The 15,842-nt window shown below is 36.0% G+C and carries 11 protein-coding genes; 10 read left to right on the top strand and 1 reads right to left on the bottom strand.

All coding sequences use genetic code 11. The annotated features are described in order from the left end of the window. Positions 1 to 31: 31 nt before the first annotated feature. The 9 genes from leuB (at position 32) to yihA (ending at position 13,261) form a co-directional block, all read left to right on the top strand. Positions 32 to 1,132 (top strand): 3-isopropylmalate dehydrogenase, encoded by a 1,101-nt coding sequence (gene leuB, locus NSQ89_RS14415; RefSeq protein WP_341132810.1) that lies wholly within the window; start codon positions 32 to 34, stop codon positions 1,130 to 1,132. A 265-nt stretch (positions 1,133 to 1,397) separates the two neighbouring features. Continuing rightward, entirely contained in the window at positions 1,398 to 2,810 is a 1,413-nt protein-coding gene (gene leuC / locus NSQ89_RS14410) for a 3-isopropylmalate dehydratase large subunit (protein ID WP_341132809.1), read from the top strand. 14 nt (positions 2,811 to 2,824) lie between these two features. After that, positions 2,825 to 3,415 carry a 3-isopropylmalate dehydratase small subunit gene (leuD, locus tag NSQ89_RS14405; RefSeq protein WP_047943560.1) on the top strand — a complete coding sequence of 197 codons (591 nt, stop codon included), beginning with the start codon at positions 2,825 to 2,827 and terminating at the stop codon, positions 3,413 to 3,415. A gap of 186 nt (positions 3,416 to 3,601) precedes the next feature. Beyond that, a complete protein-coding gene (locus NSQ89_RS14400; RefSeq protein ID WP_341132808.1) occupies positions 3,602 to 4,624 on the top strand; it encodes a tetratricopeptide repeat protein in 1,023 nt (340 codons plus the stop codon). A gap of 215 nt (positions 4,625 to 4,839) precedes the next feature. Continuing rightward, on the top strand, positions 4,840 to 6,126 hold the full coding sequence (tig, locus tag NSQ89_RS14395; RefSeq protein ID WP_047943562.1) for a trigger factor: 1,287 nt from the start codon (positions 4,840 to 4,842) through the stop codon (positions 6,124 to 6,126). A gap of 364 nt (positions 6,127 to 6,490) precedes the next feature. Then, entirely contained in the window at positions 6,491 to 7,756 is a 1,266-nt protein-coding gene (clpX, locus tag NSQ89_RS14390; RefSeq protein ID WP_047943563.1) for an ATP-dependent protease ATP-binding subunit ClpX, read from the top strand. 396 nt (positions 7,757 to 8,152) lie between these two features. Continuing rightward, the gene (gene lonB / locus NSQ89_RS14385) at positions 8,153 to 9,826 is read left to right on the top strand and encodes an ATP-dependent protease LonB (RefSeq protein ID WP_341132807.1); all 1,674 of its coding nucleotides are present in this window, start codon (positions 8,153 to 8,155) and stop codon (positions 9,824 to 9,826) included. 523 nt (positions 9,827 to 10,349) lie between these two features. Further along, on the top strand, positions 10,350 to 12,677 hold the full coding sequence (lon, locus tag NSQ89_RS14380) for an endopeptidase La (RefSeq protein ID WP_047943565.1): 2,328 nt from the start codon (positions 10,350 to 10,352) through the stop codon (positions 12,675 to 12,677). Beyond that, positions 12,674 to 13,261: a ribosome biogenesis GTP-binding protein YihA/YsxC gene (gene yihA / locus NSQ89_RS14375; RefSeq protein ID WP_047943566.1), complete on the top strand. Its 588-nt coding sequence runs from the start codon at positions 12,674 to 12,676 to the stop codon at positions 13,259 to 13,261. Before lon ends, yihA begins: the two co-directional genes overlap by 4 nt. Positions 13,262 to 13,437: 176 nt before the next feature. On the opposite strand, the gene NSQ89_RS14370 is transcribed toward yihA, so the two are convergent. Then, entirely contained in the window at positions 13,438 to 13,926 is a 489-nt protein-coding gene (locus NSQ89_RS14370) for a LiaI-LiaF-like domain-containing protein (RefSeq protein ID WP_047943567.1), read from the bottom strand. A 365-nt stretch (positions 13,927 to 14,291) separates the two neighbouring features. Between NSQ89_RS14370 and hemA the strand changes: the two genes are divergently transcribed. After that, a complete protein-coding gene (gene hemA / locus NSQ89_RS14365; RefSeq protein WP_047943568.1) occupies positions 14,292 to 15,641 on the top strand; it encodes a glutamyl-tRNA reductase in 1,350 nt (449 codons plus the stop codon). Positions 15,642 to 15,842 lie beyond the last annotated feature (201 nt).

Genomic DNA, 15,842 nt, shown 5'->3' with positions numbered 1-15,842 from the left:
CATCAAGCTTTGATATAGGGAGCGAGTAGAAATGAAAAAAAGAATCGCCGTATTGCCAGGTGATGGAATTGGACCTGAAATAGTAGCAGGCGCTATAAAGATATTGCAAACAATAGAGACATTATTTAGTCATCAGTATGAAATTACATTCGCAGATATTGGTGGATGCGCGACAGATAAAACAGGTACGCCATTGCCTAATGAGACGATTGCCATTTGTAAAAATAGTGATGCAATTCTTTTAGGGGCAGTAGGGGGACCGAAATGGGATGCGCTTCCTGTTGAAAAACGTCCAGAGCAAGGGCTATTAAAAATAAGAAAAGAATTGAACTTATTTGCAAATATTCGTCCAACAACCTGTTATGAAAGCTTGGCGGAAGCATCTCCCCTTAAAGCAGATATTATTGAAGGAGTAGATTTGGTTGTTGTCCGCGAATTGACAGGCGGCATCTATTTTGGAAAGCCAAGCGAACGAACGACTATCGATGGGAAACCTGGTGCTGTAGATACACTATTATACAAAAATGAAGAAATCGAGCGAGTTATCGAGAAAGCATTTGAAATTGCTAAAACGCGTTCAAAAAAAGTTACATCTGTTGATAAAGCAAATGTTTTAGAGACTAGTAGAGTATGGCGGGAAATCGCAAGCAAAATAGCGGAAAAATATCCAGATGTTATGCTTGAACATATGCTTGTAGATAATGCAGCAATGCAGCTTGTTCGAAATCCAAAACAATTTGATGTGATTGTCACAGAAAATATGTTTGGCGATATCTTAAGCGATGAAGCATCTGTTTTAACAGGGTCATTAGGAATGCTGGCATCTAGCAGCATGTCAGCAGATGGACCATATCTTTATGAACCGATCCACGGATCTGCTCCAGATATTGCCGGAGAAAATATCGCTAATCCCCTTGCGACAATTTTATCTGTAAGTATGATGCTGCGATTATCTTTTCAAATGGAGAAAGAAGCTGCGATTATAGAAGAGGCGGTAAATAATGTTCTAAATCAAGGTTATAGAACAAGAGATATACTTTCACCGAATTGTAAAATTGTTTCGACAACTGCGATGGTGGAAGCAGTAGAGAAAGAAATTCATCAGCTTGTTAAAGTGACACAAGTTATATAAAAAGGCTGCTGTTATGCTGTGGGATTATGAGTTTGGCTGATAACAAGTTAGCTGAAAAAAATAGAAAACCACCTTGAGAACAGCTCATATTTATGTGAAAACTGCACAACAGGCATATAAAAAAACACAGTTCGTCAAAAGTGGCAGTGATTGGATAAGGGACTAATATTAGAGAGAAATAGAATGTTAAAGGGCTTGTCAAAAGAATACTTTGACAGCCCTTTAATCAACAACAGGGAAAAAATATGGATTGGAGGGTAAAGTAATGGGAAAATCCATTATCGATAAAATTTGGGAAAAACATGTAGTACATAGAGAAGAGGGAAAACCGGATTTATTATATATTGATTTGCATCTTGTCCATGAAGTAACCTCACCACAAGCATTTTCCGGATTAAGAATGAAAAATCGCAAAGTGAGAAGGCCAGACCGAACGTTTGCCACAATGGATCATAATGTGCCAACGATTAACCGTTTTAAGATAGATGACGAAGTTGCCTTAAATCAAATGACGACATTAGAAAAGAACTGTTTAGAATTTGATATCCCATTAGCTGGTCTGCAAAGTCCGGAGCAAGGGATTGTTCATGTGATTGGTCCGGAACTTGGATTAACACAGCCAGGTAAAACAATCGTCTGTGGGGATAGTCATACATCAACACATGGTGCGTTTGGGGCGCTAGCATTTGGAATAGGCACAAGTGAGGTAGAACATGTACTCGCCACGCAAACATTATGGCAGACAAGACCAAAAACATTAAAAGTAGAGGTCAATGGAAAGCTAGCATTTGGTGTAAATGCGAAAGATGTTATTCTTTATGTGCTTTCTAAGCATGGAGTCAACTTTGGAACTGGTCACGTTATTGAATATACAGGGGAAGTAATTCGCAATTTATCGATGGAAGAAAGAATGACTATATGTAATATGTCTATTGAGGGCGGAGCGCGTGCAGGCTTAATTTGTCCAGATGAAACGACTTTTGCCTATTTAAAAGGTAGAAAACACGCGCCAAAAAATTGGGAGGAAGCAGTACATGAATGGCGTAATTTAGCTTCAGATGAGGATGCTATTTATGATAAAGTTATCACGATTGATGGCAATGATATTGCGCCAATGGTAAGCTGGGGTACCAATCCATCTATGACTGCTAAAGTAGACGAAAAGATTCCAACAGCAGATTCTTACCAAGAGGAAACGGATCGCCGCGCTTTACATAGTGCCCTTCAATATATGGGTCTAAAAGAAGGAATGGCGATCACCGATATCGAGATACAGCATGTGTTTATTGGTTCTTGTACGAATTCAAGAATAGAAGATTTAAGACAAGCTGCATCGGTGATTAAAGGACAAAAAGTTTTTCCAGGAGTAAGAGCACTAGTTGTACCAGGTTCACAGCAAGTTAAAAAACAGGCAGAAGCAGAAGGCCTAGATAAACTGTTTGTTGAAGCAGGGTTTGAGTGGCGGGATGCAGGATGCAGTATGTGCTTAAGCATGAATAACGATGTAGTTCCAAGCGGTGAGCATTGTGCTTCCACTTCTAATCGTAATTTTGAGGGAAGGCAAGGAGCTGGTGCTAGAACCCATTTAGTCAGTCCTGCAATGGCAGCAGTAGCAGCGTTAAATGGGCGATTTGTTGATATTCGCAAAATGAATGCAGAATTACAAGCAACAGTGTAAAGGAGGAGTCTCTTATGAGTGGTTTTAAGAAGCTTTATGATAAAGCAGTAGCAATGGATCGAGTAAATGTGGATACAGATCAAATTATCCCTAAACAATTTTTGAAGCGTATCGAAAAGACTGGATTTGGTAGATTTGCGTTTTTTGATTGGCGCTATTTGAAAAATGGCGAACCGAATCCTGAATTTGAACTGAATCAACCTGAAAATCAAGGAGCCTCTATTTTAATTGCGAATAAAAACTTTGGATGTGGATCGTCAAGAGAGCATGCACCATGGGCATTGCAGGATTTTGGCTTTTCCGTTGTTATTGCTCCCTCTTTTGCAGATATCTTTTATCAAAACTGTTTGAAAAATGGGATGCTTCCTATTCAATTGCAGACAGACGAAGTAGAATATCTTTTAAAAGCTGCCCAAAGTCAACCCTATTTTCTTGATATAAATCTTGAAGATGAAACGGTAGAGGATGACCAAGGGTTCTCCACATCATTTTCTATTCATCCATATTGGAAAAAAATGTTGATTAACGGCTGGGATGAAATCGAAATCACCCTTCAATATAGTGATAAAATAGCAGAATACGAAAATAAAACCATTTCAAAGTAATCGAATGAAATAGATAGGACCCTTAGGAGATCACATTATTATTTTCTAAGGGTCTTTCCTTTTGCTTTATGGTTATTTGTAGATTGAAAAAATTACTGCAACCACATTATGGAAGAGTCAAGTTGCATCTGAGAGAAAAAAAAGCTACACTAGCAACAAATAGAATATGTATAGGCGGTTAAAAGAATGAAGAAACGGGAGCAGGAAAAAAAGGATAACGTTGTTTTTTTTCCCGATTTAGAAAAACGGTTATTGCAAAAAGGACTAGATGCAATTCAAGAAAAGCAATTCAAAGAGGCTATTTTATTTTTAGAAGAAGCAAAAGAGCGAAATCCATTTCATCGTGACATAAACATTGGACTCATTCTCGCTTACTATGAATTAGGATTGTTGGAACAGGCAAAACATCTAGCGAAAGAAACACTGAAACAAGATGACGGGGACTATATTCATGTACTTGAATTGTATATTATGATTCTGGTCCAGTTACATGAATATGAAGAAATAGTTACTACGATTGAAGGTTTGTTAGAAGAACACCAAATCCCAGCAAATAAAATAGAGCATTTCTCTAAAATGCTTTTATTTAGTAGAAAAATGGCTGAGTCTGCATCCCAGTCGCAAACAGATGATTATCGAGAAGAGGAATCTGAAGACATAAATAATAGCTTAATGAACTTAAGTGATCCACAGGAAGAAATGCTGCAAATAGCTAAAATGTCCAGCCAAAATATTCGTGCATATATAGAAGAAGTAAAGCAGTATCTTCTTGATATGGAGAAAAATCCTTTTTTAAAAACGATGCTAATCAATATTTTAAGAGAGCAAGAATATGAAAAAGAAATAGAAATTCAGAAGTTTGACCGAAAGATTGTCATACAACCAACAGCACTAAAGGATATGAAGGAACAGGAACAATATAAGAAAATTATTACTATTCTTGTTGATTATGTGGAAAGTAATAACCCTATTTTATTTGAAAATATTAAAATGTTAATTGATCGACAAATGTTTTTGCTTTACCCATTTGCACTAGAAGAATACAAGGATGAAACATGGGCTGCGGCTTATCATGCAGTTGTAAATCAATATTTTGGCCAAGAGGATGAGGAAGAAATATTTGTATTATATGAACTAGATGAGACTGAATTTGAACAAGCAAAAACGTTTATTTATCAGTTGGAGCAAATTTCTTATCCTAATATTTAGGCAAGGATGTTGAAACAACTAGAACCTATGATATAATGTAATGGTTGCATTTAGAAAATGCGAAGATGCATATTTCTTACTAGATAACTTTTTTCCCATTAGGAGGTTCTTTCTGTTTCGATAGAAATAGTAGCCAAACAAGAATAAAGAAGTTAATCTATACATTAGTAGAAGTAATGAAAAAGTAGAATAGATTGTTGGAGGGAATTTATAGTATGTCAGCTAAATGGGAAGTTTTAGAAGGGAACCGCGGTGTTCTTACAATTGAATTAGATGCAGAAAAACTAAACGAAGGTTTAGATTTAGCATTTAAAAAAGTAGTTAAGCAAGTAAACATTCCAGGTTTCCGTAAAGGTAGAATTCCACGTGGAATGTTTGAACAACGCTTTGGTGTGGAGTCTTTATACCAAGATGCAATTGATATTCTTTTACCAGAAGCTTATGCAAATGCAATTGATGAAACTGGAATCGAGCCAGTTGATCGTCCTGAAATCGATGTAGAACAAATCGAAAAAGGAAAATCTTTAATTTTCAAAGCAACTGTTACTGTTAAACCTGAAGTAACATTAGGTGAATACAAAGGGTTAGAAGTACCTGCTGTAGAAACAACAGTTACAGATGAAGAAGTAGAAGCAGAAATTAAAGCATTGCAAGAAAAACAAGCTGAATTAGTAGTAAAAGAAGAAGGAACTGCTGAATTAGGAGATACAGTTGTTATCGACTTCGAAGGATTCCAAGATGGAGTTGCTTTTGAAGGTGGAACTGCTGAGAACTTCTCATTAGAACTTGGTTCAGGTCAATTTATCCCTGGATTTGAAGAAAAATTAGTGGGAGTTGCAACTGGTGAATCAACTGAAGTTGAAGTTACATTCCCTGAAGAATACCATGCTGAAGATTTAGCTGGTAAGCCTGCTACATTTAAAGTAACGGTTCACGAAATCAAAGGGAAAGAACTTCCTGAATTAGATGATGAATTTGCTAAAGATGTAGATGAAGAAGCAGAAACATTAGCTGAATTAAAAGAAAAAATTAAAACTCGTTTAGAAAATGATAAAAAACATCAAGCAGAGCACACAGTTCGTGATACAGTTGTAGAAAAAGCTTCTGAAAATGCGAAAATGGATATTCCATCAGCAATGATTGATACAGAAATTGACCGCATGATGAGTGAATTTGAACAACGTTTACAAATGCAAGGGATGAATCTTGAGCTATACTTCCAATTCTCAGGACAAGATGAAGCAGCACTTAAAGATCAAATGAAAGAAGACGCTGAGAAGCGTGTTCGTTCAAACTTAACACTTGAAGCAATCGTTGCTGCAGAAAACATCGAAGTAACAGAAGAAGAAGTGAATGCTGAACTTGAAAATATGTCTCAAATGTACAATATGCCAGTAGATGCAATTAAACAAGCACTAGGCGGCGTTGAAAACTTACAAATGGACATAAAAATGAGAAAAGCAATCGATTTCCTTGTAGAAAACAGTAAAACTGTTGCATAATAGAAGTAAGTAAAAAAACTAAGGCGCGACTATTTCGTGCCTTAGTTTTATATTAGTGTTAAATAACATATAATATGGGTAACTATAAAATAAGTTACTCTAACCGTACAGGAGAATACAATCAAATAAGAGATAATTTTCCAGATTTAAAGAAGCGAAATCTGGTTATGATTAAAGAAGTATATCCATTTTACCGTTATTGGATGATAGAGAACTGCAAATCCGAGTTGTATTATTTCCTGTACATTACTATCATGTGATACAATTCAATACATAACTGTTGAAAAAAGTAAAATTTGTTTCTGAACAAATAATAATCCGTAACGGTAAAAATATACAAAAAGAAGTTTTAAGGGGTGAAGGCATGTTTAAATTTAATGACGAAAAGGGCCAGCTAAAATGTTCATTCTGCGGAAAGACACAGGATCAAGTTCGTAAATTAGTTGCTGGACCTGGTGTATACATTTGTGACGAATGTATAGAACTATGTACAGAAATCGTAGAAGAAGAATTAGGGACAGAAGAAGAAGTAGAATTTAAAGATGTACCAAAGCCAGCAGAAATTCGCGATATTCTTAACGAATATGTAATTGGACAGGATCAAGCGAAAAAGGCTCTTTCTGTTGCAGTGTATAATCATTACAAACGTATTAACTCAAATAGTAAAATTGATGATGTAGAATTATCAAAAAGTAATATTGCGTTAATCGGACCAACTGGTAGCGGTAAAACACTTCTTGCCCAAACATTGGCAAGAATATTAAATGTACCATTTGCTATTGCAGATGCAACTAGTCTAACAGAAGCTGGATATGTAGGAGAAGATGTCGAGAATATTCTTTTGAAATTAATCCAGTCTGCAGATTATGATGTAGAAAAAGCAGAAAAGGGTATTATTTATATCGACGAAATTGATAAAGTAGCACGTAAATCTGAAAATCCTTCTATTACACGTGATGTTTCCGGTGAAGGGGTTCAGCAAGCATTATTAAAAATTCTAGAGGGTACCGTAGCAAGTGTTCCACCCCAAGGTGGCAGAAAGCATCCTCATCAAGAATTCATTCAAATTGACACAACGAATATTCTCTTTATTTGTGGTGGAGCATTTGATGGCATTGAACCAATCATTAAAAGACGCCTAGGTCAAAAAGTAATTGGATTTGGTTCTGATGGTAAACAAGCTGAAATAGAAGATAAAGATTTATTATCTAAAGTACTTCCAGAAGATTTATTACGTTTTGGGTTAATACCTGAATTTATTGGGCGTCTTCCAGTTATTGCTAGTCTTGGTCAATTAGACGAAGAAGCATTAATGGAAATATTAACAAAACCAAAAAATGCATTAGTAAAACAATTTAAGAAAATGATGGAATTAGATGATGTCGAATTAGAATTTGAAGAAGAAGCACTGAAAGAAATTGCAAAAAAAGCAATTGAAAGAAAAACAGGTGCACGCGGATTACGTTCTATTATCGAAGGCATTATGTTGGATGTAATGTTTGACCTGCCTTCAAGAGAAGACATTGTTAAATGCGTCATTACGAAAGAAACAGTAACGGATAATGCTTCACCTAAGCTTGTTCTAGAAGATGGAACAGTGGTGGATAAAGAAACAAAAACTTCAGCTTAACAACAGTTACAAGAAAGAATCAATGATATCTATCATTGGTTCTTTTTTTTGGTGAAAGTAGAAGGATGCAACAATTCCTCCAAGATCATACTCAATTTCTAATCATCAATTATCTTATCGTTCCTATATATTTTTTCCATGAAATCTTGTTTATTCCAACAAAGGGAAGGAGATACTATTTTTTATAGACAAGGCACAATTTGTATATAGTATTTATGGAAGAATTTATTTATAGACTGATATGACTGCCGAATTAATTGCAGGCATTCAGTCTAAAAAAAATTCCTTCCCATCCAAGCTGTAGGGATAGATACATATCGCTAACCATTGAAGGAAACTTGAGCTAATACATGTGCGAAGTTTTAAAACAACAAGATTTCAGGAGGTAATTTTTTTATGAGTTGGGCGGAGATTGCTTTATTTGTACAACTATTCTTTGGAATTATCATCGGACTATATTTCTGGAATTTATTAAAAAGCCAGAGAACCCAAAAAGTTTCGATTGATCGGGAATCAAAAAAAGAAATGGATCAATTAAGAAAGATGCGCGCCATATCATTAACGGAACCTCTTTCTGAAAAAGTACGTCCAACAAGCTTCTCAGATATTGTGGGACAAGAAGATGGAATCAAAGCTTTAAGAGCCGCTCTCTGTGGACCCAATCCCCAACATGTCATTATTTATGGACCACCAGGGGTTGGAAAAACAGCGGCAGCTAGGCTTGTATTAGAAGAAGCGAAGAAAAATCAGAAGACACCCTTTAAACCAAACTCTGTATTTGTAGAATTAGATGCTACGACAGCTAGATTTGATGAAAGAGGGATAGCGGATCCATTAATCGGTTCTGTACACGATCCGATTTATCAAGGGGCTGGAGCCATGGGACAAGCTGGAATCCCACAGCCAAAACAAGGTGCTGTTACAAATGCACATGGTGGTGTTCTATTTATTGATGAAATCGGAGAATTACATTCTACACAAATGAATAAGCTTCTAAAAGTGTTAGAAGACAGAAAAGTTTTTTTGGAAAGTGCTTATTACAATGAAGAGAATACGCAAATTCCTTCTCATATACATGATATTTTTAAAAATGGACTTCCGGCTGATTTTCGGTTAATAGGGGCAACGACAAGAACGCCAAACGAAATACCTCCAGCAATTCGCTCAAGATGTATGGAAGTATTTTTTCGAGAATTAACGAAAGAAGAAGTGATTCAGATTGGCAAAAAAGCTGCTGATAAGGTGAAGATACGGATAAGTGAGAAAGCCCTTGATACACTTTCTGAATATGCAAGAAATGGAAGAGAGGCTGTTAATATGGTCCAGATATCTGCTGGACTAGCAATTGGAGAAAATCGTGATTTTATAAAAGATGATGAAGTAGAATGGGTGATTCATTCTAGTCAACTTTCTCCAAGAATGGAAAGGAAAATTAATAACCATTCCGTTATTGGAGCGGTTAATGGACTAGCAGTATATGGTGCTAATATCGGGGCACTGTTGGAAATTGAAGTAACGGTAATTCCAGCAAAAGATGGAAAAGGAAGCATAAATATTACGGGAATTGTCGAGGAAGAGAGTATTGGTGGACAAGGCAAGTCTATTAGACGGAAAAGTATGGCGAAGGGTTCCATTGAAAATGTCATTACTGTTTTACGTTCTATGGATGTTCCCGCTGATCAATTTGATATCCATGTAAACTTTCCAGGCGGTATACCAATTGATGGACCCTCTGCGGGCATTTCAATGGCTACAGGGATTTATTCAGCGATCTACAAGCAACCTGTTGATCGCCAAGTAGCGATGACTGGTGAGATCAGTATTCACGGAAAAGTGAAGCCTATTGGCGGAGTTGTTGCAAAGGTGAAAGCTGCTAAAGCTGCGGGCGTTCAAAAAGTTATTATCCCGCAGGAAAATATGCAGGCGATATTAGAGGAAATAAAGGATATCACCATTATACCTGTGCAAACATTAAATGAAGTGTTGGAGAATGCGCTCCTTAAAGAAGAATGGAAAGAAGAAGCAATCCCAGCTTCCACCATTGCATTATCAAAGAAAGATAGTATCTAATTTTAAGCTAAAATGCTACTTAAATAAAGCATTGTCATGGTCGGCTAATTCGGTATAGGGAGAGTTAGTCGGCGTTTTTTTTTGCGGAAAATAATCTAAACGAGCTTTATATGTATTTCGTGCAGAAAGATCCCTCTAAATGAAGGCTATATTTTCATAAATCCAATTATTATTATATAATTGAATATATATGTATAAGCATAAAAACAGTCTTTTTTCTTGAATGGAAATCGTCTAAATAAGCCATTTTAAATAAGGAAGGCTTGTTTTTAATTGCAATCTTCTCTTTTTATCTTTCTGCTTTCTTTAAGGAGCCATATCCATAAGGATCAGCAAAAAAATCGAGGGAGAAAAGTAGTTCTATTTTTACGGCTTGTCTAATAACCCTAGTTAATAGACACATTTTCATAAATAAGATAGAATTGTACAAAGCATTAGAATGCAAAGGGAGCCTATGTGGTAAATAATGATTAGAAATAGGCGATATAAGGAAAGAGATTTTTAAAGCTGGAGGTGCAACGTGATGGAGGAAAATAAAAAAACAGTAGTCCCCCTCCTGCCGCTTCGAGGTTTGCTGGTTTATCCAACGATGGTGCTTCATTTAGATGTTGGTCGTGATAAGTCAGTGCAAGCTCTCGAAAAAGCAATGGTAGAAGACCATTTAATTTTTCTTACAATGCAAAAAGATATGGATATAGATGAACCTGAAGAAGAGGATCTATATAAAATGGGAACTTTAACAAAGGTAAAGCAAATGTTAAAGCTGCCAAATGGAACAATTAGAGTTCTTGTTGAAGGGGTACAAAGAGCAGAATTAGAAGAATTGATAGAGGAAGATGGTTATTTTGCTGCAAGTCTACGTTTGTTTGAAGAAGAAACTACCAAAGACGTAGAAGATGAAGCATTAATGAGAACAATGCTTCAATATTTTGAGCAATACATAAAAATTTCTAAAAAAATATCGCATGAAACATATGCAGCTGTTTCCGATATGGAAGAGCCTGGAAGAATGGCTGATATCATTGCTTCCCATCTACCGATTAAATTAAAAGAAAAACAGCAAATTTTAGAAACTTTAAATAATAAGCAGAGAATGAATTATGTTATCGACATTATTCAAAACGAAAAAGAGGTGTTAAACCTCGAGAAGAAAATAGGTCAGCGCGTAAAGAAATCAATGGAAAGAACACAAAAGGAATACTATTTACGCGAACAAATGAAAGCCATTCAAAAAGAATTAGGCGACAAAGATGGCAAAACTGGCGAAGTCAGTACACTGCTTGAAAAAATTGAAGAGGCTGGTATGCCAGACCATGTAAAGGTAACAGCATTAAAAGAATTAGATCGCTATGAAAAAATTCCTTCCACCTCTGCAGAAAGTTCTGTCATCCGCAATTATATTGACTGGCTCTTGGCATTACCATGGACCAATGCAACAGAGGATGACTTGGATCTTATTAAGGCAGAAAAAATCCTTAATGACGATCACCATGGCTTAGAAAAGGTAAAAGAAAGGGTATTGGAGTATTTAGCTGTACAAAAGCTGACAAATTCTTTGAAAGGACCCATTCTTTGTCTTGCAGGACCTCCTGGAGTGGGGAAAACAAGTCTTGCTCGTTCGATAGCTCGTTCTTTAAATCGTAACTTTGTCCGCATCTCTTTAGGTGGTGTGCGTGATGAATCAGAAATTAGAGGGCATAGACGAACTTACGTTGGAGCGATGCCAGGAAGAATCATTCAAGGAATGAAAAAAGCAGAAACCATTAATCCAGTATTTTTATTAGATGAGATTGATAAAATGTCTAATGATTTCCGCGGTGATCCTTCTTCGGCCATGCTAGAAGTACTAGATCCAGAACAAAACCATAACTTCAGTGATCATTATATTGAAGAAACTTATGATTTATCGAAAGTTATGTTTATCGCAACAGCTAATAATTTAGCTACCATTCCTGGTCCATTACGTGATAGAATGGAAATTATCTCGATAGCTGGATATACAGAAATCGAGAAAATTCATATTGCGAAAGATCATCTATTGCCTAAACAAATTAAAGATCATGGATTATCGAAAGCACAGCTTCAAATTAGAGAAGATGGATTCCAGAAAATTGTTCGTCTCTATACTAGAGAAGCGGGAGTACGTACTTTAGAAAGACAATTAGCTACAATTTGCCGCAAAACAGCAAGAATGATTGTAACAGCTGAGAAGAAAAAAGTCGTTATTACAGCTAAAAATGTGGAGGATTTCCTAGGTAAGCCAATTTTTCATTATGGTCAAGCAGAGGAAGAGGATCAAGTTGGCGTAGCAACTGGCCTTGCCTATACTACAGTTGGCGGTGATACTTTGCAAATTGAAGTATCCTTGGCACCGGGAAAAGGTAAATTAGTCTTGACGGGAAAATTAGGGGATGTAATGAAGGAATCTGCCCAAGCGGCATTCAGCTATATACGTTCTAAATCGGAAGAACTGGGCATTGATGCGAATTTCCATGAGAAATATGATATTCATATTCATGTTCCAGAAGGTGCTGTTCCAAAGGATGGTCCATCTGCAGGAATCACCATGGTAACCGCACTTGTTTCTGCTCTTTCTGGAAAGCCAATCAAGAAAGAGGTTGGAATGACGGGAGAGGTAACATTGAGAGGCCGTGTTCTTCCAATTGGAGGATTAAAGGAAAAATCTCTTGGTGCTCATCGTGCTGGATTAAAGACAATTATTATCCCGAAAGATAATGCGAAGGATATCGATGATGTTCCTGAAAGTGTAAGAGAAGAACTAGACTTTATCCTTGTTTCACATGTAGATGAAGTATTAAAACACGCGTTGAACGGAAGTGTAAATCTTTGAAAGTAAATCAAGCAGAAATAGTAATTAGTGCCGTAAAACCCAATCAATATCCGGAAGGAAATCTGCCAGAGTTTGCTTTAGCGGGTAGATCGAATGTTGGTAAATCTTCTTTCATTAATCGCATGCTTGGGCGAAAAGCGTTAGCTCGCATTTCCTCGAAACCAGGGAAAACACAAACATTAAATTTTTACTTAATTAATGAAATCATGCACTTTGTAGATGTACCTGGTTATGGATATGCAAAAGTTTCGAAAAAGGAACGAGAAGCATGGGGAAAAATGCTGGAAACGTATTTCACCTCAAGAGAACAATTAAAAGCAGTAGTTTTAATTACGGATCTTCGCCATCCGCCAACTGCTGATGATATTTTAATGTACGACTTTTTAAAGCATTATGGGATTCCATGTGTGGTAATTGCGACAAAAGCCGATAAAATATCAAAATCTCAATGGCAAAAACATTTAAAGGTAACAAAAGAAACATTAGGACTAAGTGCAGATGATTACCTTATCCTATTTTCTTCTGAAACTGGAGAAGGAAAAGATAAAGTTTGGTCATTACTAGAGCATTTAGCTAATAAATAAAAAAAGCGACTCACATCAGCTAGTAAGGTTGAAAAGTGAGTCGCTTTTTTTATTTGTGTATAAATGAAATATTTTCCTGATTAGCCAGCCTATAGAACTTCCGACCCGCGGAAAGCGAAGAGGAAATCAGGCAGTGAGTTTTCCTGAAAGACACCCTGCACTATGTATGAACATCTTTATTTCCCCTTTTTCGAAACTAAATAATATCCCCCCAGGATAATGAATAAAATAGGTATTAAATTATTTAACGTGTGAGGACTTATCTTTAAGAATGTTAGCGAACCAAGAATTTCTTGATAGAAGAGCAAAAGAACAGCTAACAAAAGAAAAAGAAGACCATTTAATAAGCCATGACCTGTTTTATGATTTTGAAGAATAAAGCCAAGGGCGATAATCAGAATAAAAGTGCCCGTATGATCAGGCCAAATAGCAAGTTTATTCACTAAGTGAAAGTGTAAACCAAAGCCAGTTAAAATCACACCTGGCAAAATGACGCCATAATCCTTTCCCCCATAACCTTGAAAAAGAAAAGCAATTCCAATGATAATTAACAGGGTTGGCCAAGTATACAGATTGGGTAGAATAGTAATATCAAATTCCTTTAAGATAAAATAAATTCCAAAACCGATTAATACGATACCAGAGAACCATTTTTGTGTTTTCATTATTTCCTCCACTTCCAAAAAACTAAGCTTGAATACATAGAAGATTTTTGTTACTGTACAATGAGTAAAGTGCTATATTGTACAAAAAAACGAATAAAATAACGATAATTTTGCAAAAGAAGTACAAACTATTATAGTAAATAACGTAAGTATAATTCTTTTTCTATTATCAATACTATATCTTACCATATGAATTCACAATTTGTTCACAATTAATAGGCAAATTGTTACCCATTTTTGAAATGATTTTGTTATAATAACTACATGTTAATAATTATTATAATTTAATCCATTTATATAAAGGGTTTAAAAATATTCGATAGGAAAAATTAGGTACTAACTTACTTTGGGGGTGTCATAAAGAAATGCATATAGTAGCTGTCGGACTAAATTTTAAAACGGCCCCAGTAGAAATTCGTGAACGTTTAACATTTGATTCAGAGCAAATAGGGGAAGCTATGAATCAATTACAAAATAAAAAAAGCATTTTAGAAAATGTGATTATATCAACATGTAATCGTACGGAAATATATGCAGTAGTAGATCAGCTTCATACTGGTCGCTATTATATCAAACAATTTTTAGCAGAGTGGTTTCAATTGGAACAAGAAGAGTTTGTTCCTTATTTATTTGTGTATGAACAAGATGGTGCATTAAACCATTTATTCCAAGTGACATGTGGCTTAAATTCCATGGTTGTTGGAGAAACACAGATTTTAGGGCAGATACGAACTAGCTTCTTAACAGCGCAATCCATTAAATCGACTGGATCGGTATTTAATCAGTTATTTAAGCAAGCTATTACCTTTGCGAAAAAAGCACATACAGAAACAGACATTGGTGCGAACGCTGTCTCTGTAAGTTATGCTGCGGTAGAATTGGCGAAAAAAATATTTGGGACCTTGCTAAATAAGAATGTCCTTATATTAGGTGCAGGAAAGATGGGCGAGCTTGCTATTCAGAATCTGTATAGCAATGGAGCAAAAAACGTAACTGTGATAAATCGCACATTTGAGAAGGCGGAAGTTCTTGCTCATCGTTTCGAAGGTCAGGCCAAACCAATGAATGAACTTCAATGTGCATTAATAGATGCAGATATTGTGATTAGTTCAACTGGATCCAATACATTTGTTATTACAAAGGCAATGATGAAGGCTGTGGAGAAAATTCGTAAAGGAAATCCTCTATTCATGGTTGATATTGCTGTGCCAAGAGATTTAGATCCGGAAATCGCGGAGTTAGATAGCGTATTCCTTTATGATATTGACGATTTGGAAGGAATTGTAGAAGCAAATCTGCAAGAACGACAAAAAGTAGCAGAAAAGATTATGATCATGATAGAGGCAGAAATTATCGAGTTTAATCAATGGCTTCACTTATTAGGGGTGGTGCCGGTCATTTCTGCTCTTCGTGAGAAGGCACTTGCTATTCAAAGTGAAACAATGAAAAGTCTAGATAGAAAACTGCCTAACCTTACTGAAAGAGAAAGAAAGATTTTAAATAAGCATACGAAGAGCATTGTGAATCAAATGCTAAAAGATCCAATTCTTCAAGCGAAGGAATTAGCGGCTCAACCTGATGCAGATCAATCGATGCAGCTATTTATGAAAATCTTTAATTTAGAAGCCGATGCACCGAAAGAAGTGAACGATATAGGAAGGAAAGAAGAAAAAGAAGCATTTTCTCCAATTGCACAGCCATCTATTCAAGTGTGATGGTGATAATGATTGGAGGGCTTATCCTGTGTGTGAATGAAGCACTTGATTCCTTTCCTTTAATCAGCCGATAATAAACTTTGTCGGGGCAGAGTTTCACTTTCCTTTTCCTAGGTTAAAATATAGATGGGGTTACAGAAATAAGAGTTATATTAAGTTAAAAAACTTGGTATTATGATCTTTTATGTTCGAAGGGGAAGA

The sequence above is a fragment of the Niallia sp. FSL R7-0648 genome, assembly GCF_038007005.1.
Lineage (GTDB): Bacteria > Bacillota > Bacilli > Bacillales > Cytobacillaceae > Niallia > Niallia circulans.
Note: the sequence above shows the minus strand (reverse complement) of the source record. Positions and strands in the feature narration are given on the sequence as shown.